We start from the raw sequence: 19,866 nt of genomic DNA on the forward strand, positions 1-19,866 counted from the left end.
GGGAAAAGCACCGCCTGTCAGAAACGCCGGTACACAAGCTCCGGCTTTTCTGACGCTTCCGCCACGGCCTTTTCCACACGGTCATGAAATGGCGAAAGACTACAGACCGGGTCGGTGTTGGCGGCATTCCCCGTCAACGCCAGCGCCTGACAGCGGCATCCGCCCCAGTCCTGTTCCTTGCGCTCGCAGGACCGACAGGGTTCGGGCATCCAGTCCGTCCCCCGGAACATATTGAACAGGGGCGAACAGTTCCAGATGTCCGACAGAGTCCCGTCCTGCACATTCGGGAAGGCAACATCGGGAATAATTTCAGCCGCATGGCACGGCAGAACGCGCCCTGAGGGCGTGACATTCACGAAGCGCTGCCCCCAGCCGCCCATGCAGGGTTTGGGCCGGTCCGCATGATAATCCGGTGTCACATAATCGACCGAAAGACCACCCTTCGCACGTTCCGCCTCAACGGCGCGGGTGGCTTCCTGAAGCTGCTCACGGCTGGGCAGAAGCGCATCACGGTTTTTCAGCCCCCAGCCATAATACTGGGTATGCGCAATCTCCACCCGTCCGGCCCCGAGTTCCCGCGCCAGAGCAAACATCTCGGGAATACGGGCTACATTTTCCCTATGCACCACAAAATTGAGCGTCATCGGAATACCGGACGCCCGAATAAGCCGCGCCGCTTCGATCTTGCGGGCCTGCGCCCCCTTGAGGCCGCCGATCCGCTCCGCCCCGGCCTCCGTCACATCCTGAAAGGATAGCTGGATGTGGTCCAGCCCGGCCTTGTCCAGCGCCTCCAGCTTCGTTTCGTCAAGCAGGACGCCGGAGGTGATCAGGTTGGAATACAGGTTAAGCTTACGTGCGAGAGACACCAGTTCGACGAGATCGGGCCGGGCCATCGGCTCACCGCCGGAGAAATGAACCTGCAACACACCGAGTTCGGCGGCCTGCTCCAGCACGGAGCGCCAGCCGGCTGTGTCGAGTTCCGCCGCTTTTCGTTCGAGTTCAAGCGGATTGGAGCAATAGGGGCAGGAAAGCGGGCAACGATGCGTCAGTTCAGCCAGAAGGCTCATCGGCGGCGAAGGCAGTGTCATGTGTGCAGGACGTTCTTTTCTGTCAGTTCAGAAAGAAGCGCGAGGACATCCTTCGCGATGACCTCACGCGGGGCGGAAAATTCATTTGCAAGCTGCTGGATGATGTCGCCGACGCTGCGCTCCCCATCCAGAAGCCGCAGAATATGCGGTGCGGAGCCCTCGATCACAAACGCTTTTTCAGGCGCCTGCACGATCCACAGGTCTCTCACGCGATCGTGCTGAAGCCGATGGCCCCGCGCGAAGGAGAGAACGCTCTCTTCCGCGACACAGGGTTGGTCCGTCATGGAACGAAGGCGCCCGGCGGGATGTGGCCGTCCACATAGGCATAATCGAGCGCATCCAACATGGTCCACAGCACGGAGCATTTGAACTCCAGAGCTTCCAGAACCTCTTTCTGCTGCTCGGGTGTGCGGGCGTTTTCGCGCACATAGGCCAGCGCGAAATCGGAATCCCGCGGCGCCTGCGTCAGACGGGGCGTGAAATAGGCCAGCGTCTTTTCCGACACGAAATCATAGTGCCGCAGCATCCCAGAGACGCGCTCGCTGATGATCGTGGGCGAAAACAGCTCCGTCAGCGAGGACGCGATGGCGGCCAGAATGGAGCGGTCCCGCACGAAGTTCACATAGGCATCGACCGAAAAGCGCGTGGCCGGAAGCAGGCCGTCGAGGCTTTCCACATAATCGCGATCCAGCCCCAGACCATCCGTCAGCATCAGCCAGCGCGCGACACCGCCCGTTCCGGGCTCCGTACCGTCATGATCCTCGATCCGGCGGCGCCATTCCCGGCGGAGCTCCGCCGTGGGCAGCCGTGCGAGGAGGGTCGCGTCCTTGGCCGGGATGCGGGCCTGATAATAATAGCGGTTCAGCGCCCAGGCCTGAACCTGCGCGCGGTCGAGCTTGCCGTCATGCAGCTTGCGGTGAAAGGGGTGCCGGTTGTGGTACCGCTCGGCACCGATCTGCCGAAGCCTCTCTTCAAGCTGGTCAGGGGTGAGGAGCGTCATGGTGTGTCCAGTCTGAAAGTCATGCCGTCTTCCGCAACCGTCCATCCGGCGCGTTCGACGCTTTTGCGTTCGGGGCTGTCTTCGAACAGAATCGGGTTGGAGTTGTTGATATGAATCAAGACCTTGCGAGGTTTTTCGCACATCGTGAAACATTCAACAGGGCCACCGGCATCATTCACCGAAACATGCCCCATCCGCTGGCCGCTCTTGGGGCTCAGCCCGGCGCGGATCATTTCGTCGTCCCGCCACAGCGTCCCGTCGAAGAAAACGAGATCCGCCGCTGATACACGCTCCACAATCTCCGGCGTGATATGCGCGCAGCCGGGAATGAAAAGCAGCGTTTTCAGCCCGTCCGTTATGGACAGACCCAGCGTTTCGTCGGGCTTTGAGCCTGCAGCCTCTGCATAAAGCGGAGCCTTGCCCGGCACGGCGAAGGCCGTCAGCAGCAGCCCCGAGGGAATCCCGTCCTTGTTCATCAGGGACATGGGTTCGTTGAGAAGCAACGGGATGCGCGGCACAATCTCAGGGTCGAGCGCGCCGAACATCGGATTGTCCGCCAGTTGCCGAAGCGTCGAGTCGCTGCCCATCAACCTGAAGGGTTCGCGCTCACGCAGCGTCAGAAGCCCCGTGATGGCGTCGATTTCGCCGCAGGTCAGGACGACGCCCTGAATGGGCGTTCCGCGCAGACTGCCCTGATGATGCAGGGCCGGAGTTTCGATGATCTGCTGGCGCAGATCGGGCGCGGCGTTGAGAATGAACCAGCGTTTTCCGTCGGCGCTGACGGCGATGGAGGCCTGGGTCCGGGCTTTCGCGCCCTGTCGCGTGCGGGCGGCCACACAGCCGGGCGCTGCGGAATTCCACTGCGGAAAACCGCCCCCTGCCGCCGCGCCGAGCACGATGACATCAATCATTTTTTTACAAACCGTCTGAATCGGGTGCCCTGCGGCCCCCATGAATGAAAACGGCCGCTCCGAAGGGGAGCGGCCGTGCCATATTCCTCAAGGACGGGGCCTCGGGGAAGAGGCTTATTTCTTCTCGCCGCAGACATACGAGTTGATTTCTGCGCCCAGCGGGATTTCGGTAACTTTCGGTGTGTTCCAGGCCATGATTTTTCTCCTTGGTCTCCGATAACCGGCAGATGTGACAACAACACATCCACAGGCGCTCCTCATGATTTAGTGACCGGATGCCACTGGAGTTCAAGGGGTTTTTTGGGCAGAACACGTAACTGTGTCCTTTCGCGGACCGTTCTGGTCCGTAAGCTCCGTCTTCGTTGCAGGCAAAAAAACATGTCCGGCCGTCCCATTGCGTCCTCCGCCGACCCTGCCTGTAGCGATACCGCGTCCCCGTCTGGAAGAACTGGCGAAAAACTGCTGCCGGACGGCGATTTTCCGGACCCCACACTCGACCGGAACCTGCTGCGCGACCATCTGAACATCCGGGACATGTGTGTCCTGATCCTGACGATTCTCGCTGTCTTCTATTCGCTGTATTTCACGGCTCCCATCCTTCTGCCCTTCGTCTTCGCGCTCGTGCTGAACCTGCTCATGATCGCACCCATGCGATTCCTGACTCAGCGTCTGCGCCTGCCCCGGCATCTGGCGGGCCTGCTGCTGATTGTCATGATGTTCGGAATCGTGGGCGGAATCGCCACGACGATTTCCGTCCCGGCTGCTGGCTGGATCACCCGCGCGCCACAGACGCTCCCCGCATTGCAAAGCAAGCTGGCCGTTCTCAGCGGGCCGATCGACATGATCCAACACGATTACATGCGCCTGTCGGCCATGTTCAGCGGCCATTCCGGCAACACACATACGGCACATGGCGTCACCGGTCCGATCAGCGGGGAGACGGCACTCTCGCGGCTCGGCTCCTCCGTTCTGGCCGGGACGCGTGAGCTTGCAGGCGGCTTCTTCTCGATGCTGCTGATGCTGTTCTTCCTCATGACGGAAGGCGACACGCTTCTGCGACGCTGCGTCGAGATCATGCCGACCTACGCCAAGAAACGCCGCCTCGTGGAGATGGCGACGCAGATCGAACAGAACGTCTCGCTCTATCTCGTGACGATCACGATGATGAATCTGGGTGTGGGGCTGGTGAACATGATCCAGTGCTGGGCGACCGGCATGCCCAACCCGCTTCTGTGGGGTGTGCTGGCGTTCCTGCTGAACTACATCCCCATCATCGGGCCGCTGACGGGTGTGGTGGTCTATTTCGTGGTCGGGCTGTTCAGCTTTCCGTCCCTGCTTTACGCGCTCCTGCCGCCGTCGATCTATCTGCTGATCCATGTGCTGGAAGGCGAGACCATCACCCCCATGCTGCTGGCCCGGCGCTTCACGCTCAATCCCGTTTTCGTCATGGGATCGCTGCTGTTCTGGGACTGGATGTGGGGCATTTCGGGCGCCTTCCTGTCCGTGCCGATGCTCGCGGTTTTCAAGATCGTCTGTGACCATATCGAAGTGCTGGCCCCACTTGGACACGTTCTGGGTGGCCCGACACGGCGGACGATCAGCAGTGCCATCGTTGCGCAGCTTCAGTCCGAGCCGTGAGGATCGGGGCGTTGCCCCGCACCCCACAAAGGGGCTCGCCCCTTTGATCCCGATTCCAAATAAAGCGGTTTCCAAAGGCCCCGGCCTTTGGCGGGTTTCAGGGCAGAGCCCTGAATACGACCCGAATATCTGGCCAGAACCGCCCCCTTTACGCTAGACGCTTCGGCAGAACATTCCTGTCCTGTTCATTCTTCCAAGGAGACCCCATGACCCAATTGCCCCGCCGTGGCGTCTGTCTGGTGATCTCGGCCCCGTCTGGTGCGGGCAAGTCCACCATTGCCAACGCCCTGCGCGCTTCGGAGCCGACCCTGCGCCATTCCGTCTCGGTTACGACGCGCGGGCCGCGTCCGGGCGAAGTCGAGGGGGTGCATTACCATTTCCGGGATATCGAGGAATTCCGCCGCATGGCTGCGGATGGCGAACTGCTGGAATGGGCGGAGGTCTTCGGTCGGGGCTACGGCACGCCACGCGCACCGGTTGAGGAAGCGCTGAATGCCGGGCATGACATGGTGTTCGATATCGACTGGCAGGGGCACCGCCTTCTGCGCGCGGCCCTGCCGGACGATGTGGTGAGCCTGTTCGTTCTGCCGCCGTCGCTGGAAGAACTGGAACGCCGCCTGAACAAACGCGCGTCGGACCATCCCGAAGAAATCGCCAAGCGTATGCAGGCGGCGCTGAACGAGATTTCTCATTGGTCCGAATTCGATCACACGATCATCAATTCGGACCTCGATACCGCCATCTCGCAGGCTCGCTCCGTCCTGACAGCCGCACGGCTGGCTACGCGACGTCAGCGCAACCTGCCGGACATGGTCGCCAGCTTCAGCCGCTGACCTCACCGGTCGCAGCCGGGGTCCCTGCCTCCGGCTGAACGGTCTGCATCGCGGCGGCAAAGGCTGTTGCGGAGGTCATGGCATCCGCCATGGTTGTCGGCATCAGGATGGTGGTGCCGCGGTTCTTGTTCATCTCAAAAATACGGTTGATCTGAAGGATCTGGAGCGCGATCGGCGAGGCTTCGTAAGTCTTGGCCGCCTGCGCCAGTTCATGCGCCACTTCCCGTTCTGCCGAAGCCAGCGTGACGCGGGCAGCACGCTCGCGCTCGGCCTGCGCCTGACGGCTCATGGCATCCTGAAGACTGTCGGGCAGTTGTACGTCGCGGATTTCGACAGCCTGAACTGTAACGCCCCATTCGCGCGTCTTGATCTCGATAAGATCGCGCAATTCGCCGTCGATACGGCGGCGGTCTTCCAGCAGCGTCGCCAGATCCGAACTGCCGACAACCTCGCGCAGCGTCGTGAGCGCGACCATCGAGACCGAACCCTCGTAATTGTCCAGCTCCGTGATGGCCCGCAGCGGATCATGCACCATCCAGAACACGACCGCGTCCACATCCACCGGCGTTGTATCGCGCGTCAGGGTCTGACGCGTATGGACGGGCACCGTGCGGATACGCTGGTCCACAACGGCGTCGATCTGATCGAGAAAGGGCACAATCAGAAACAGGCCCGGACCGCGCAGCCCCTGAATCTTTCCTGCCCGCAGAACCAGAACGCGCTGCCAAGAATTGCACATCTTGAGCGATAGATGCACGAGCAGGGCCAGCACGAAGCCACCGATGACCCAGCCGGACTGCCGCGTCAGAGCCGTCAGTCCGGCCGAAAGCAAAAAAACGATCGCCGCGATGGAGGCGGAAATCGTGTTGAGAGGCAGTTTCCGATTCATGGATGGCACCAGCGACATGGAAGGAAGGACGGGGAAATCCGGCATGGACATCAGCCTTTGGCAGAGCCGCTCTCGGGCTCGGAGGGAGTGGGAGGCAGACCGAGAAGATCGCGCATGGCGATGACGATCGCTTCGGGATCAAGGCCCGCGGCCTGACTGCGGGCGATGGTGGAGGCCGCGAGCGCGCGGACTTCCGCGGCTTTGAGGGCGCCGTCCGGGTGTGGCGGTGTGGCGCTGACGAAACTGCCCCGCGCCCGCAGCGTCCGGATCGCGCCCAGCCGCTCGAGTTCCGCATAGGCCCGCTGGACGGTGTTGAGATCCACCCGCAGGTGAACGGCGAGCGCGCGCATGGTCGGCAGTCGGTCGTCGGGCTTCAGCAGCCCCGAGCCGATAGCGGCCAGCACGCGCTCGCGGATCTGAACGCGCAACGGCAAGGCGCTGGCATCCGAAAGCGGCGTGGGAAAGAGGTATGTTTCTATGTCAGCAGACATGCATACAAGAGTGATCCGCTTTCGGAATGTTCGTCAAGAAGATTCCGTGTCAAAGCACTCTCAAGGCTGTTTGAAACCGCGCAAGGCTTGGGAAGACTCCGGCTTCGTGATATGCGCTGCCGTTCCCAGTGCCTGCGGACAGCCAAGGACCAGACGTCGCATGACAGCGCTCCAGACCGACCCCCCGATCATGACCCGGAACGGAACGGACACGACCGCGCATCATCATACGCCGCTCATCCTCGCCCTCCCGAAAGGCCGCATCCTCAAGGCGCTGGCTCCGGTCCTGACACGCACGGGCATCGAACCCGACCCGGACTGCCTGACCGAAAGCAGCCGCCGCCTGCGCTTTGGCACGTCCGATCCGAATCTGGATGTCGTGCGGGTCCGTTCCTTCGATGTCGCGACCTTCGTGGCCTATGGCGGTGCCGATATCGGCGTGTGCGGCGCGGATGTGCTGATGGAATTCGACTATCCGGACATCTATGCCCCGCTCGATCTGGGCATCGGGGGCTGCCGCATTTGCGTGGCGCGCCCAAAAACCATGATCGAAGATCCCGCAACGGGTCAGTCCCGTCTGCGGGTTGCCACGAAATACCCGACCATTGCCCGCCGGCATTTCGCCTCCCGCGCCATCAATGCCGAGATCGTGCATCTGAACGGCGCTATGGAACTCGCGCCGACGCTGGATCTGGCGAGCGTCATCGTCGATCTGGTCGATACCGGATCCACGCTGCGGGCCAATGGCCTGATGGAAACCGAGACCATCGCGCATGTCACGAGCCGCCTGATCGTCAACCGCGTCGCGCTCAAGACCCGGCCTGAAGAAATCAGCGCCCTGATCGAGCGTTTCCGCACAGCCCTCGCCACGGAAGGTACGGTCTGATGAAACGCCTCGATACGACTGCCGCCGACTTTTCCGCAGACTTCGCCACGCTGCTCGCCGCGCGTGGAAGCGACGAACGCAGCGTGGCCGAACCGGTCCGTGCGATCCTCGCAGACGTCCGCAGCCGGGGCGACGAGGCCCTGTGCGACTATACCGCCCGGTTCGATCGGCTGACCCTGCCTGCTGAAAAACTCCGTATCAGTGCGGAAGAGATCGCGTCCGAAGCCACGCGCGTGCCCTCGGACCTGATGGACGCCCTCCGCACCGCCGCACGGCGGGTCGAAACGTTCCATGCCGCCCAGATGCCCAAGGATCTGGACTTCACGGACGAAGACGGCATCCGCCTCGGGATGCGCTGGACCCCACTGGATGCGGTCGGGCTCTATGTTCCGGGCGGCAAGGCGGCCTATCCGTCCTCCGTACTGATGAACGCCCTGCCCGCCCGTGTGGCGGGTGTGAAGCGGCTGGCCATGTGTGTCCCGACCCCGGACGGCGTGCTGAACCCGGTGGTTCTCGCGGCCGCGCAGCTTTGCGGCGTGACGGAAATCTACCGCATTGGCGGCGCGCAGGCCGTGGGCGCCATGGCGTTCGGTACGGACCTTATCGCCCCGGTAGACCGCATCGTAGGTCCCGGCAATGCGTATGTTGCGGAAGCCAAGCGGCAGGTCTTTGGGCATGTCGGCATCGACAGCATCGCCGGGCCGTCCGAAGTCGTGGTCGTGGCTGACGGGCAGAACGATCCGCGCCTTGTCGCGCTCGATCTGCTCGCACAGGCCGAGCATGACGAACAGGCTCAGGCCATTCTCGTGACAACGGATGCCGCTTTTGCCGAACGTGCCGCCGAGGCCGTCCGCAAAGAGCTGGAAACCCTGCCCCGTGCCGCCATCGCCTCAAAAAGCTGGGAAGACCACGGCGCGGTCATCGTCGTGCGCTCGCTTGAGGAAGCCGCCGAGATCGTCAACGCACTGGCACCCGAACATCTGGAAGTCATGCTCGACGCCCCGCGCGCCTTCTCGGCCATGGTCCGCCATGCGGGTGCGATCTTCATGGGCCGCAACTGCCCCGAAGCCGTGGGCGATTATGTCGGCGGTCCGAACCACGTCCTGCCGACCAGCCGCACGGCGCGGTTCGCCTCCGGCCTGTCGGTGTTCGATTTCATCAAGCGCACCACCACCATCGAAACCGATGAAGCCGGTCTGCGCCGGATAGGCCCGGCCGGGGTCGCACTGGCGACCGCCGAAGGGTTGGACGCCCATGCCCTCAGCCTGTCGGTCCGGCTGGAGAAGAACTGATGGCCCGCCTGTCGATCGGTGATCGTGTTTCGGACCTGAAGGGCGCGCATGACGGCAGGCTGGTCGATATCGACGGCACCACCGGTTATGTCGAGCAGGCCAATGGCGTGGAAGTCGAATTCCCGCTGAGCCAGCTCAAGCCTTATGAAGAACCGAAAATCGCCGAAGAGCGCACGCTCTCCGGCCCCCTGCGGGACCGTCTTCTGAATCCGGCGCAGAAAGCGCTTCTGGCCTCCGTCCCCGCCACGCTGCTGGCCGCGATTGCAAAAAGCTATGACGCGGGAAGCGACGGCCCGGGATCACGCACGCCGTTTGCGGCCCTTCCGGAGTCCAAACGGCTTGAGGCCATCCGGATCTATCTGCCGTCCCTGCCGCAGAGGCTTCTGGCGTCGCACATGAATCTGGTCGTCGCCATGCGCGATATTTCCAAACTGTCCTGACGGGCTGAGTCTACATGCATTCCGCCGCGTTGACGGCGGGAAGCATCATTCGTACAAGCCCGTTTTCTGAATCCGCGAAGCCCCATCAGGCGCAGCTTTACTCAGCGCCGGAGGCGCCGCCTTATTATGTCCGTAACTTTTGCCGATCTCGGCCTTGCGCCCACGATCCTTCGCGCTCTGGACGACGCAGGCTACGTCAAGCCGACGCCCATTCAGGCCCAGTCCATTCCGTTTCTGCTGGAAGGTCGCGATCTGCTCGGACTGGCGCAGACCGGCACGGGCAAGACGGCCTCTTTCGCGCTTCCTTTGCTGCACCGACTTGCCGAAAACCCGCGTCCGGCCCCTAAAAACGGTGCGCGCATTCTGGTTCTGGCGCCCACGCGCGAGCTGGTTTCGCAGATTGCGGACGGGTTCGAGAGCTTCAGCCGTCATCAGCCGGTGCGTGTCACCACGATTTTCGGCGGTGTCAGTCAGGTCCATCAGGTCAAGGCGCTTGAAGAGGGCGTGGACATCCTCGTCGCCGCACCGGGACGCCTGCTGGACCTGATCGAACAGGGCCTGTGCGATCTGTCGCAGCTTGAGGCGCTGGTGCTGGATGAAGCCGACCAGATGCTCGACATGGGCTTTGCCAAGCCGATCGAACGCATTGTCGCAACACTCCCCGCAGACCGGCACACGGTGCTGTTTTCCGCGACCATGCCGAAATCCATTACGGCCCTCGTCGAGAGCCTCCTGCGCGACCCGGCCAAGGTCGAAATCGCACCGCCCTCCACCACGGTGGACCGCATCGCGCAGTCGGTCATGTTCCTGGATGCGTCCAACAAGAAAGCGGCTCTCCTGTCCCAGCTTCAGACGCCGGGCATCGGTCAGGCCGTCGTCTTCACGTTGCAAAAGAACATCGCCAACGAGGTCTGCACCTTCCTGACGGAGTCCGGCATCACGGCGGAAGCGCTGCACGGCAACCGGTCGCAGGGCCAGCGCGAACGGGCGCTGAACGCATTCCGCGAAGGCGACGTTCAGGTTCTGGTAGCGACCGATATCGCGGCGCGCGGCATTGACGTCGATACGGTCACGCATGTCATCAACCATGATCTGCCGAGCCTGCCGGAAAGCTATGTGCACCGGATCGGACGCACGGGCCGTGCGGGCCGCAGCGGTTTCGCCATCACACTCTGCGATGCCGAACAGCGCGCCTGGCTCCATGCCGTCGAGCGTGAAATCGGTCGGACTCTGGACGTTCATGACAGCCATGAATGGCACTGCGAAAAGGCCCGGAACTCAACCATGCGGCCGCCCGTGCTCGGCGGCGGTCCGGTCAAGCAGGTCAAGCCGCAAAAGGTGCGCGAGCGCCGCGTCTGGACCGAAGAGGAAAAGATGGCCGCCCGCGCCGCAGCTCAGGGCGGAGCGCAGGCCGCCGGAAAAGCCTCCTGAAAACCACTCCCGACCGGCATAAAAACCGCAAGAATCCCGGGACAGGGGCCGGTCGCGCTTGACCTTTCGTCTGACAGTCCGCACATAGCGGGCTGGATTTTCTGGCTCCGCACCGGGGCCACTGCCGCGCGCAGATCATTACCCTGTCCCTGAAGCAAGGATTCACATGTCAAAAGAAGACCTGATCGAGTTTACCGGCACCGTCATGGAACTGCTCCCCAACGCCATGTTCCGCGTCACGCTCGACAACGAGCACACCATCCTCGCCCATACGAGCGGCAAGATGCGCAAGAACCGCATCCGTGTTCTGGCCGGTGACCGCGTCAACGTCGAAATGACGCCCTACGACCTGTCCAAGGGACGGATCACGTTCCGCTTCAAGTAAGACAGTCCGCCGCATGACCGCATCCCCGTCTTCCGCAGAAGGGTCATCCGGCCTTTTGGACCGTCCGAAGCTCGTTCTGGCCTCCGCCTCCCCGCGCCGCCTGAGCCTGCTGGAACAGATCGGCATCGTGCCCGACGCCGTCGTCAGCGCCGATATCGACGAAGAACCGCGCCCCGGCGAACTGCCGCGCCCGCTTGCGCAGCGCCTCGCCCGCCAGAAGGCGGAGCATGTGGCCGCGCAGCGCATGGATGCCGCATTGGTCCTCGGCGCGGATACCGTGGTGTCGGTCGGTCGGCGCATCCTACCGAAAGCCGAAGATGAAAAGACGGCCCGTGCCTGCCTGAAGCTGCTTTCGGGCCGTCGGCACAAGGTTCTGACCGCTATTGTCCTGCGTCCGAGCGCGGGCTGGCCGCAGGGCAATTCCTGTGAGCGGCTGGTGGAAACCTCCGTCATTTTCCATCGCTTGACGGACGCGCAGATCGACGCCCTGATCGCGCAGGGCGACTGGCAGGGCAAGGCGGGCGGTTATGCCATTCAGGGCGCCGCTGCCGCCCATATCCGCCAAATCGGCGGCAGCTACTCCGCCGTCGTGGGACTGCCGCTGTTTGAAACCGCACAGCTCCTGCGCGGACAACCGGTCGGTAAACCTTCAGGTGGCTGGATCGCATGACTGAAATCCGCGCAGCCTGTTCTCCGGGCGAAGTGCGGATTGCCGTTACCGACCATGACACGCTGCTGGACGTCGCACTCTGGCGTCCCGGCTGCCCGGATGGTCTGGAAGACTGGCACGTTGTCCGCGTCCAGAAGGCCGCCCCGGCTCTGGGCGGCGCATTTGTCCTGCTCGAAGACGGTCAGAGCGGTTTTCTCTCCACACGCGATGCCCTGATAGAAGGCACTCTGATCGCAGCCCGCGTCAGTCGTTCGGCACAGAATGGCAAAGGTCTGCGTCTGCGTCGGGCCGATATGCCTGCCGAAGCCCCTTCCGCTCCAAAACTTCTGGAACGCGGCCCGACCCCGTTGGACGAACTGGCGGACCGTTATCGGGATGCGCCAATTTTCGTGGATGATGCGGGTATTGCCGCAAAGCTACCCGTCCGCCTGCGTCCGCGCCTTCAGCGCTGCCAGCAAGCATTCGATGGCGCACTTGAATCCGATTTCGACAGTCTTTGCAGTTCCGATGCCGATCTGGGCCTGCTGACCGCCAGTTTTTTTCCGACCCCCGCTCTGGTTGCCATTGACCTCGACAGCACTGCTGCTCCTGACTTCAAGGGCAATGTGGCAGCTTTTCCAGCCCTTGCCCGGCAGATCCGTCTGCGGAACCTCTCAGGCACGATTCTGGTAGATCCGGCGGGTGTAAAGACGCGCAAACGCCCCGCGCTAGTTTCATTCCTGCGCGAAGCCCTGTCCGACGATCCACTCAAACCGGATGTTCTCGGTGCAACGCCGTCGGGTCTGCTGGAACTGACGCGCTCGCGCCGTCGCCCGCCCCTTCATGAACTTCTGTCTTCCCCACAGGGTCTGGCTCTGTCCATCCTGCGGACGATCCTGCGCGAAGACCGCCCCGGCCAGACGCTGACGGCCTCGATCCGCCTCATCAAGGCGCTGGAAAGTGATCCCGAGGCTCTCGCTGATTTCACGTCACGGCGCGCGCGGACGTTAGACCTTGTCCTTGATCCCAACGCCTCCCCTGCAAGCTGGAGCCTGTCATGAGCGAGTCCACCTGCCCGATCTGCCACCGCCCCACAGATCCCCAGTTCCGCCCGTTCTGCTCCCGGCACTGTGCAGACGTCGATCTGGGCCGCTGGTTCAGCGGAACATATCGCGTTCCGTCCTTTCGTCAGGACAATGACGAAGAACAGGACGAATATCGCGACGGAGAGGGTTGATCCCACCGCAATCATAAGCTACATCCCATCTCCGCAACGGGGTTCGCCCTGAAGCTCGGTGCCCAAGTAGCTCAGTTGGTAGAGCATGCGACTGAAAATCGCAGTGTCGGTGGTTCGATTCCGCCCTTGGGCACCATTTATTTTCCCTGAAATCGGGTGCATTCCGCCCTATCAGCAGATGGTCGCTCCTCAGATCGTAGCGCCTGTCAATCCCCAGTTCCGTTCTGCCATATAAGTTGCTCGATCCCGCGTCGCGATCAGGCCATGCACAATGGCTCGCAACGCTCGGGACCAGTCGAGACCCTGCTCGGCAGTTGTCCGAGGGGATGCAAGAGCAGACCAGCGTGACGGATTCGAATCAGGATCGGGCCGCAACGTCTGTTTTCGAACTCATCGCATCAGATCGTCAGCGAAGCGTCTCAGAAGCGCCCTCAACTGATCGAGGTCTTCGTCGGTCCAGTCGACGAGAATGCGGTTCGCCAGCCTCTCGCGGGCTGCGTTGAGCAGGTCGACCATTTCCTGCCCCTTTTCTGTCACTGTCGCTTCCCGAACACGCCTGTCCGTCATGGACGGCTTGCGCTCGATGAGGCCCAGTTCCTCCAGCTTGGTCATCTGTCGGCTGATGGTCGTATGATCGCGGCCCGTCCGATCCGCGAGTTCGACAACACCGATCGGACCATAACGCCATACGCGCGCCAAAAGCGGAAACAGGGCCCGATCCAGCGGAATACCGGCCTCTTCGATCAGCCGATCATCCCGACGCGGCCGGTTGATTTCATCGACCAGATCGATGATCGCGGCATGGAGTCCGCGCAGGATTTCAGAATCGCGTGCATTATTCACGTTTTTTGTTGCCTTCGACGCGGAGCCTATATATGTGAATATTACACATTGATTCGCGGAGCTGCCAGTGTCTTTCGATACAGACGTCCTGATCTCGGGTGCGGGGGCTGCGGGCCTGACACTAGCCATCGATCTCGCCCGACGCGGAATTTCTTTCCGACTGATCGAGCAGAATATGCAGCCGTTCAGCGGGTCGCGCGGCAAAGGCATCCAGCCCCGGACGATGGAGATTTTTGAGGATCTTGGCATCGTTGATCGTGTGGCTGCGGCAGGCGGCCCCTATCCGCCGCTGTGTCAGTATCGCCCTGATGGAACTCATAAAATGTCGCTTCTGACGGAAGCAGACGTCTTCCCGACCGCAGCCGAGCCCTATGCGGCGCCACTGATGCTGCCGCAGTTCGCCACCGAAGCCGTCATGCGAGAGCGGCTTTCCGAACTGGGCCATCATCCACATTTTGGGACGAAGCTGACAGGGTTTGAACAGGACGCCCAAGGCGTTACGGCGAGGATCGAACAGGACGGCGGCGAGCAGGTCATCCGCGCCCGGTTCCTCGTCGGGACCGATGGTGGCCACAGCTTCGTGCGTCATGCATTGGCGATCGATTTTCCGGGAGAAGCACTGGGCGTGCGTGCGATCGTTGCCGATGTGCGGCTGGAGGGGTTGGATCGGTCTGTCTGGCATCGTTTCCAGTTCGCTTCACCGGCAATGCAGGTGATGATCTGTCCTCTGGCGGGGACGGACCTGTTCCAGATTCAGGCCCCTGTGGCTCTGGACGGAGAGGTCGATCTGACTCCTGTCGGACTGACCGCGCTGATCAAAGACCGGACCGGCAGGGGAGACATTATGGTCCGTTCGGTGTCATGGTCCTCGGTTTATACCATGAGTGCGCGTCTGGCCGATCGCTATCGGGTCGGGCGCGTCTTCCTTGCGGGGGATGCCGCGCATGTTCACCCGCCAACCGGCGGCCAGGGGCTCAATACCAGCGTTCAGGACGCCTATAATCTCGGCTGGAAGCTGGCGTCCGTGCTCGCGGGGGCGCCGGAAGCGCTGCTCGACAGTTACGAAGCGGAACGACGACCGATCGCATTGAACATGCTGCGCCTCTCGACGCGGCTGCTTGGGGAAGTCAAGCAGGGCACCATGCGACGCGATCGCGAGGCGCGTCAGCTTGACCTCGGCTATCGCGGTTCATCATTGAACGTGCCCGGTTCGGTGAGCGGCAAAGTGCAGGCGGGCGATCGCGCCCCTGATGCGCCCTGTCGCGGACAGGCCGGGCAGCGGACGCGGCTGTTTGCGGTTTTTCAAGGAGCTCACTGGACCCTGCTCGGTTACGAGGTGCGTGACCGGCCGTTGATCATCGCAGGTGTTCGGATCGTCACCATTGGCGCGGGGCATGAACTCGTCGATGAAGAAGGCGATATCGCCGAAGCGTACGGTGTCGAACCCGATCAGTGGGTCCTTGTGCGTCCGGACGGTTACATCGCCGGAATTATCCCTTCTGACAATTTGGAGGCGCAGCTTTCGCGCTACCTGGCACACATATTGCCCCCTCGTTGATCGATACATTCGAAAGGTCATGCCGGGGGGCGGTTTTGGCATTCAGAAACGCGGTGTCAGATGCACTCCTGCCATCATGCAGCGAACGGAGCCGCCGGCCAGTTCGATGGTTGGGACATCCAGGGGCAAAAGCGTTGCCGAGCGTTCGATGATCCGGATCTGCTCTGGCCGCAGTGCCTTGAGGGCGCGTCGCGACAAGGCCAGAACGCGCCCCTGAGATCCTGAAAGTTCTAAAGCATTTCCAGCAAAATCATTGATTTGGTTAAAGGAGAGATCAATGATTTCACGACCATTTTCGGTCAGTCTGTTTCGGACTTCCTGACGACGGTGCAGGTTGCTGATTGTCTCCAGGCTGATCATTGCAAAACTGGTGCCCACACACATCAGCACATTTGTATGATAAATAAGGCGCCCGGCCTCATCTGCCGCATCAAAAACAATCGGTTCAAAATTGAAATGGGTGCAGAAGCGCTCCATGGCGACTTCGTTGGTCCGGTTGGATTTGGCCGCGTAGGCAATGCGGCTGATATGGTCGAGGACCATGGCCCCGGTCCCTTCAAGAGACAGACCGTCCTGCTCCAGTCCGGAATAATCAATGACATCCTGGACGCGGTATTCGTGTTTGAGCATTTCGATAACGTCTCCGCGTCGCTCACGGCGGCGGTTTGGAGAGAACATCGGGTAAATTGCAATATGGCCACCAGCGTGAGTGGAGAACCAGTTATTGGGAAAGACGGAATCCGGCGTTTCTATTGTTTCATCTTCGAACAGATGAACCTTCACACCGAGCTGTTCCAAGGCTTCTGCCGCCCGGGTGACCTCGGCATGAGCCTGTGTCGCAATTTCTGAAGTCGTCCGCGTACCGTCCCGCGTCTGAAAGACGTTATCCTGTTCCGTTTCCGGATTGGGATGGAAATGGTGCGGTCGGATCATGACCACCGCTCTCGGGGCCTGAACTGAGAAGGACGTCATGAGAATATTCCCCTGAAATGCTCTGGAATGACTGGTTCAGACCTGATTGAAAAGCCCAAAGAGATTACGAGGGTCTTCCGGCTCGGCCACAAGGTCGATTTCCGTATAAAAATCTGTGCCCAGAATTTTGTCTCTGAGGTAACGCAGCGCAGAGAAATCCTCCGTGGCGAAACCCACCGAGTCAAAGATCGTAATGTCCTGTTCGGAGCGGCGGCCCTGAACGTCTCCGGTCATGACCTGCCAGAGTTCCGTCACGGGAAAATCTTGCGGCATCTGCTGAATTTCACCTTCAATACGGGTCTGCTCAGGATATTCTACAAAAACGCGTCCACGGTTCAAAAGCGCGGCCTGCAACTCGGTTTTTCCCGGGCAGTCGCCCCCAACGGCATTGATATGAACGCCCGCGCCGATCATGTTATCAGACAGGATCGTGGCCTTCAGTTTGTCAGCCGTCACGGTCGTGATGATATCAGCGCCCGATACGGCATCCTGACTGCTGTTTGCGACGGTGATATCGAGCCCACTGGTCTGCATGTTCCGACAGAATTTTTCCGTTGCGGCAGACTCCACATCGTAAACTTTGAGATGCGTAATGCCGCACAGCGCCTTGAAGGCCGTCGCCTGGAATTCAGACTGAGCGCCGAGACCGATGATGGCCATCACCCGGCTGTTGGGCCGTGCCAGGCAGCGAGCCGCCACTGCAGACGTCGCGGCCGTTCGCAGAGCGGTGAGCAAGGTCATTTCAGAAAGCATGAGCGGATAGCCGGACTGCACATCTGACAGCACACCGAATGCCGTAACGGTCTGGAGGCCTTTGCGCGTATTCCTGGGATGACCGTTAACATACTTGAAGCTATAGAGCGCGTCATCGGCCGTTGGCATCAGTTCAATCACACCATCGCGGGAATGGCTCGCCACGCGCGGCGTCTTGTCGAATTCCGGCCAACGGCGGAAGTCTTCTTCGACATAAGCGGCCAGTTCCGTCAGAAATGTTTCTACCCCAACCGAACGTATCAACTGGATAAGGTTTTCGACGCCGACATACTGGACCATGATCTCTCCTGCTTTCTGCTGTGGGATGATGGTGCCTTCACGATATGCTGGTTAACATGATCAATATGATATAAAATATGAAAAAAATCAGTCATATTGCTCGATATTATATGGCATAATAACGTATGTATATTTTTGACGACCTTGATCGTACCCTTATCTCCATTCTGCGTGAGGATGGGCGGGCGCCTGTCGCGAAGCTTGCATCCATCATCGGTGTGTCACGCGCGACTGTTCAGGCGCGGCTGGATCGCCTGTTGGAAAATGGCTCCATTTTAGGGTTTACCGTTCGGGCGCGTGAACATCACGACGATATCAGGGCCATTATGCTGATCGAGGTTGCAGGAAAATCGACCACCTCAGTGATCCGCGCCCTGCGATCCATTCCGGAGCTCTATACGCTTCACACAACGAATGGTGCCTGGGACCTTATTGCGGAAATTCGGACAGATACCCTTCAGAATTTCGATCGTGTTCTGAGGGAAGTTCGTATGACCGATGGTATTCTCAATTCAGAGACCAGCCTGATGCTCAGTTCCATTTAAGAGCACCAGTTCCTCAAGTTTATGGGGCTCGTTTATTTCGGCCCTCTTTCGCGGAAATCGTGGTTAGCGATGATGTCGCTTGGGTTGGCACGACAGGAGGTTGATAGTTGCCGTATCGTCAAAACGGTCCGGATGCGCCGTGAGAGGTAAGGAGATGACATCGTTGATCCGATGATCAACATAGACGAACTTCCAATAATGAAGCCGGGCATCAAACCAAGGGTTGTCATCAAACATTTTGTCCCACTCCAGCAGATCACGCCGCAATGGCGATCCGACGCCGTTGCTCTGTGTCCAGACCGCCGACTTGCAAATCGAGACACGTTCGACGCGCACGATCAGCCGCCCGTTGAGAGATGCCTTTCGATCAAGCTCCTCGTTGAGCACAATGTTGAGGTTATGGGTTAACGCCTCCAACGATTCCGGCTTGGCTCCTGCGAAGGCCGTGCCGCCGATAGCAACAGCAAAAATCAGGCTGAGAAAAACGCGGATCATTGATTTTGCCCTTTCCGAAATAACATAGCTTCGTCATAGCGGCGCGCGCCACCGGCCAGTGTTTATTCCCAAGAAGGCAAAAGCAGCTAAAAATTATCCGCAAAACAGGTAAAAACCGTCATTCCGTTTTTTATCAAAATGGGCGACTTATCAAAGTTGCCTGCGCTCAGTCAGATTGCAAAGCCATAAAAACGGCGGTGTCGATCATCCTGTTCGAGAAACCCCATTCGTTATCATACCAGCTACAGACATGAACCATTTCACCGTTCCGGATGAGGGATGTCTGTGTCGCGTCGAAATTGGAGGACGCGAGACTATGATTAAAGTCACTGCTGACCAGCATGGCGTCGCTATAATCCAATATGCCTGCAAGAGCCCCTGTGACCGCATCGTGGAAGACGGCATTGACCTCATCTACGGATGACGGCGCGCGCGACGGCATGAAATCGAGTGCGACCATCGAGACATTCGGTGTCGGCACACGCAATGACGATCCGGAAAGCCGGCCCTTGAGATGTGGCAGGACAAGATCGATCGCTTTGGCTGCGCCTGTGGAGGTTGGCACCATATTCAATCCGGCGGCGCGGGCGCGCCGCAGGTCCCGATGTCTGCGGTCCACGATCTGCTGGTCGCCGGTGTAGGAATGAACGGTCAGCATGTAACCGCATTCGATTCCGAATGCTTCGTCGACGATCTTTACAAGCGGCGCGAGACAGTTGGTTGTGCATGAACCATTCGAGACAACGGTCATGCCCGGCCTGAGAGCCTCATGATTTACGCCATAGACGATCGTGGCATCCACATCACTCGCGGGCGCAGAGATAAGGACTTTCCGCGCTCCCGCCTGTAACAGGGGTTGTACGGCCTGTTTCGATGTAAACAGTCCCGAGCATTCCATGGCGACATCCACGCCATCAAGGTTCAGCGCCGCTGGATCACGCTCTGAGGAAATGCGGATCGGTCCGTAAGTCCGGCCCTGTGCCTCGATCGTCAGATGGTCGCCTTCAAGATGCACCTTCCCTGAAAACCTGCCGTGAATGCTGTCGTAAACCAGCATGTGAACCTTGTCTTCGACACTGCCAGGACCATTGATGACAACGGGAACGATGTCGGTCCGACCGCTCTCGATAATGCTTCTCAGGGTCAGACGCCCTATCCGTCCAAATCCATTGATCACGATCTTGACTGCCACGATACCGTCTCCGTTTAAGGCCCCGATGTCAGGGCCTG

24 protein-coding genes and 1 tRNA gene are annotated in these 19,866 nt (G+C 60.5%); 13 read left to right on the forward strand and 12 right to left on the reverse strand.

Features of this window, described 5'->3' with window-relative positions; all coding sequences use genetic code 11:
* Positions 1 to 17: 17 nt before the first annotated feature.
* The 5 genes from pqqE to pqqA form a co-directional block, all read right to left on the reverse strand.
* On the reverse strand, positions 18 to 1,088 hold the full coding sequence (pqqE, locus tag JK176_RS10465) for a pyrroloquinoline quinone biosynthesis protein PqqE (RefSeq protein ID WP_211587778.1): 1,071 nt from the start codon (positions 1,086 to 1,088) through the stop codon (positions 18 to 20).
* Positions 1,085 to 1,372, reverse strand: a complete 288-nt coding sequence (pqqD, locus tag JK176_RS10470) for a pyrroloquinoline quinone biosynthesis peptide chaperone PqqD (RefSeq protein ID WP_211587780.1) — start codon at positions 1,370 to 1,372, stop codon at positions 1,085 to 1,087. The genes pqqE and pqqD overlap by 4 nt, the downstream gene beginning before the upstream one ends.
* Complete coding sequence (pqqC, locus tag JK176_RS10475; RefSeq protein ID WP_062027332.1) at positions 1,369 to 2,088, reverse strand: pyrroloquinoline-quinone synthase PqqC; 720 nt, start codon at positions 2,086 to 2,088, stop codon at positions 1,369 to 1,371. Before pqqC ends, pqqD begins: the two co-directional genes overlap by 4 nt.
* Complete coding sequence (gene pqqB / locus JK176_RS10480) at positions 2,085 to 2,999, reverse strand: pyrroloquinoline quinone biosynthesis protein PqqB (protein ID WP_211574933.1); 915 nt, start codon at positions 2,997 to 2,999, stop codon at positions 2,085 to 2,087. Before pqqB ends, pqqC begins: the two co-directional genes overlap by 4 nt.
* 114 nt (positions 3,000 to 3,113) lie before the next feature.
* Entirely contained in the window at positions 3,114 to 3,194 is an 81-nt protein-coding gene (gene pqqA, locus JK176_RS10485) for a pyrroloquinoline quinone precursor peptide PqqA (protein WP_010502998.1), read from the reverse strand.
* Between the two features lie 183 nt (positions 3,195 to 3,377).
* Here pqqA and JK176_RS10490 point away from each other — a divergent pair, with 183 nt between their 5' ends.
* Together JK176_RS10490 and gmk are read left to right on the forward strand one after the other, a co-directional pair.
* The gene (locus tag JK176_RS10490; protein ID WP_194267247.1) at positions 3,378 to 4,637 is read left to right on the forward strand and encodes an AI-2E family transporter; all 1,260 of its coding nucleotides are present in this window, start codon (positions 3,378 to 3,380) and stop codon (positions 4,635 to 4,637) included.
* 206 nt (positions 4,638 to 4,843) lie between these two features.
* Positions 4,844 to 5,470, forward strand: coding sequence for a guanylate kinase (gmk, locus tag JK176_RS10495; RefSeq protein WP_206034334.1), 627 nt, complete (start codon positions 4,844 to 4,846; stop codon positions 5,468 to 5,470).
* Here gmk and JK176_RS10500 read toward each other — a convergent pair.
* Positions 5,460 to 6,359 (reverse strand): slipin family protein, encoded by a 900-nt coding sequence (locus tag JK176_RS10500; RefSeq protein WP_249194436.1) that lies wholly within the window; start codon positions 6,357 to 6,359, stop codon positions 5,460 to 5,462. The two genes, gmk and JK176_RS10500, sit on opposite strands and share 11 nt — an antisense overlap.
* A 50-nt stretch (positions 6,360 to 6,409) precedes the next feature.
* Positions 6,410 to 6,850 (reverse strand): GntR family transcriptional regulator, encoded by a 441-nt coding sequence (locus tag JK176_RS10505; protein ID WP_211587782.1) that lies wholly within the window; start codon positions 6,848 to 6,850, stop codon positions 6,410 to 6,412.
* 160 nt (positions 6,851 to 7,010) lie between these two features.
* Here JK176_RS10505 and hisG point away from each other — a divergent pair, with 160 nt between their 5' ends.
* From hisG to JK176_RS10550, 9 genes are all read left to right on the forward strand, one after another.
* Positions 7,011 to 7,736, forward strand: coding sequence for an ATP phosphoribosyltransferase (gene hisG, locus JK176_RS10510; RefSeq protein ID WP_408874190.1), 726 nt, complete (start codon positions 7,011 to 7,013; stop codon positions 7,734 to 7,736).
* A complete protein-coding gene (gene hisD, locus JK176_RS10515; protein WP_211587784.1) occupies positions 7,736 to 9,028 on the forward strand; it encodes a histidinol dehydrogenase in 1,293 nt (430 codons plus the stop codon). The genes hisG and hisD overlap by 1 nt, the downstream gene beginning before the upstream one ends.
* On the forward strand, positions 9,028 to 9,468 hold the full coding sequence (locus tag JK176_RS10520; protein WP_211587786.1) for a hypothetical protein: 441 nt from the start codon (positions 9,028 to 9,030) through the stop codon (positions 9,466 to 9,468). Before hisD ends, JK176_RS10520 begins: the two co-directional genes overlap by 1 nt.
* A gap of 126 nt (positions 9,469 to 9,594) precedes the next feature.
* Positions 9,595 to 10,899, forward strand: a complete 1,305-nt coding sequence (locus JK176_RS10525) for a DEAD/DEAH box helicase (RefSeq protein WP_211587788.1) — start codon at positions 9,595 to 9,597, stop codon at positions 10,897 to 10,899.
* Positions 10,900 to 11,065: 166 nt separating this feature from the next.
* Positions 11,066 to 11,284: a translation initiation factor IF-1 gene (gene infA / locus JK176_RS10530; protein ID WP_007282896.1), complete on the forward strand. Its 219-nt coding sequence runs from the start codon at positions 11,066 to 11,068 to the stop codon at positions 11,282 to 11,284.
* A 13-nt stretch (positions 11,285 to 11,297) separates the two neighbouring features.
* On the forward strand, positions 11,298 to 11,954 hold the full coding sequence (locus JK176_RS10535) for a nucleoside triphosphate pyrophosphatase (protein ID WP_211587790.1): 657 nt from the start codon (positions 11,298 to 11,300) through the stop codon (positions 11,952 to 11,954).
* Positions 11,951 to 12,994 (forward strand): ribonuclease E/G, encoded by a 1,044-nt coding sequence (locus tag JK176_RS10540; RefSeq protein ID WP_211587792.1) that lies wholly within the window; start codon positions 11,951 to 11,953, stop codon positions 12,992 to 12,994. The genes JK176_RS10535 and JK176_RS10540 overlap by 4 nt, the downstream gene beginning before the upstream one ends.
* Positions 12,991 to 13,170 (forward strand): DNA gyrase inhibitor YacG, encoded by a 180-nt coding sequence (locus JK176_RS10545; RefSeq protein ID WP_062032836.1) that lies wholly within the window; start codon positions 12,991 to 12,993, stop codon positions 13,168 to 13,170. Before JK176_RS10540 ends, JK176_RS10545 begins: the two co-directional genes overlap by 4 nt.
* A 60-nt stretch (positions 13,171 to 13,230) precedes the next feature.
* Positions 13,231 to 13,306 (forward strand) — tRNA-Phe (locus tag JK176_RS10550).
* A 254-nt stretch (positions 13,307 to 13,560) separates the two neighbouring features.
* On the opposite strand, the gene JK176_RS10555 is transcribed toward JK176_RS10550, so the two are convergent.
* Positions 13,561 to 14,013, reverse strand: a complete 453-nt coding sequence (locus JK176_RS10555; protein ID WP_211587793.1) for a MarR family transcriptional regulator — start codon at positions 14,011 to 14,013, stop codon at positions 13,561 to 13,563.
* A gap of 67 nt (positions 14,014 to 14,080) precedes the next feature.
* On the opposite strand from JK176_RS10555, the gene JK176_RS10560 reads away from it, so the two are divergent.
* Positions 14,081 to 15,571: an FAD-dependent oxidoreductase gene (locus JK176_RS10560; protein ID WP_211587795.1), complete on the forward strand. Its 1,491-nt coding sequence runs from the start codon at positions 14,081 to 14,083 to the stop codon at positions 15,569 to 15,571.
* A gap of 42 nt (positions 15,572 to 15,613) precedes the next feature.
* Here the strand turns inward: JK176_RS10560 and ctlX are convergent, their stop codons facing one another.
* Positions 15,614 to 16,543 carry a citrulline utilization hydrolase CtlX gene (gene ctlX / locus JK176_RS10565; protein ID WP_194267273.1) on the reverse strand — a complete coding sequence of 310 codons (930 nt, stop codon included), beginning with the start codon at positions 16,541 to 16,543 and terminating at the stop codon, positions 15,614 to 15,616.
* A 36-nt stretch (positions 16,544 to 16,579) separates the two neighbouring features.
* Positions 16,580 to 17,596, reverse strand: coding sequence for an ornithine cyclodeaminase (locus JK176_RS10570; protein ID WP_211587796.1), 1,017 nt, complete (start codon positions 17,594 to 17,596; stop codon positions 16,580 to 16,582).
* Between the two features lie 125 nt (positions 17,597 to 17,721).
* On the opposite strand from JK176_RS10570, the gene JK176_RS10575 reads away from it, so the two are divergent.
* Positions 17,722 to 18,141 carry an Lrp/AsnC family transcriptional regulator gene (locus tag JK176_RS10575; RefSeq protein ID WP_010505571.1) on the forward strand — a complete coding sequence of 140 codons (420 nt, stop codon included), beginning with the start codon at positions 17,722 to 17,724 and terminating at the stop codon, positions 18,139 to 18,141.
* 63 nt (positions 18,142 to 18,204) lie between these two features.
* Here the strand turns inward: JK176_RS10575 and JK176_RS10580 are convergent, their stop codons facing one another.
* Positions 18,205 to 18,636: a hypothetical protein gene (locus JK176_RS10580; RefSeq protein WP_211587797.1), complete on the reverse strand. Its 432-nt coding sequence runs from the start codon at positions 18,634 to 18,636 to the stop codon at positions 18,205 to 18,207.
* Between the two features lie 166 nt (positions 18,637 to 18,802).
* Positions 18,803 to 19,828, reverse strand: a complete 1,026-nt coding sequence (gap, locus tag JK176_RS10585) for a type I glyceraldehyde-3-phosphate dehydrogenase (protein WP_211587798.1) — start codon at positions 19,826 to 19,828, stop codon at positions 18,803 to 18,805.
* Positions 19,829 to 19,866: the final 38 nt, after the last annotated feature.

Origin of the sequence: Gluconobacter sp. Dm-73 (assembly GCF_018256215.1) — a bacterium.
GTDB classification, from domain to species: Bacteria; Pseudomonadota; Alphaproteobacteria; order Acetobacterales; family Acetobacteraceae; genus Gluconobacter; species Gluconobacter cadivus.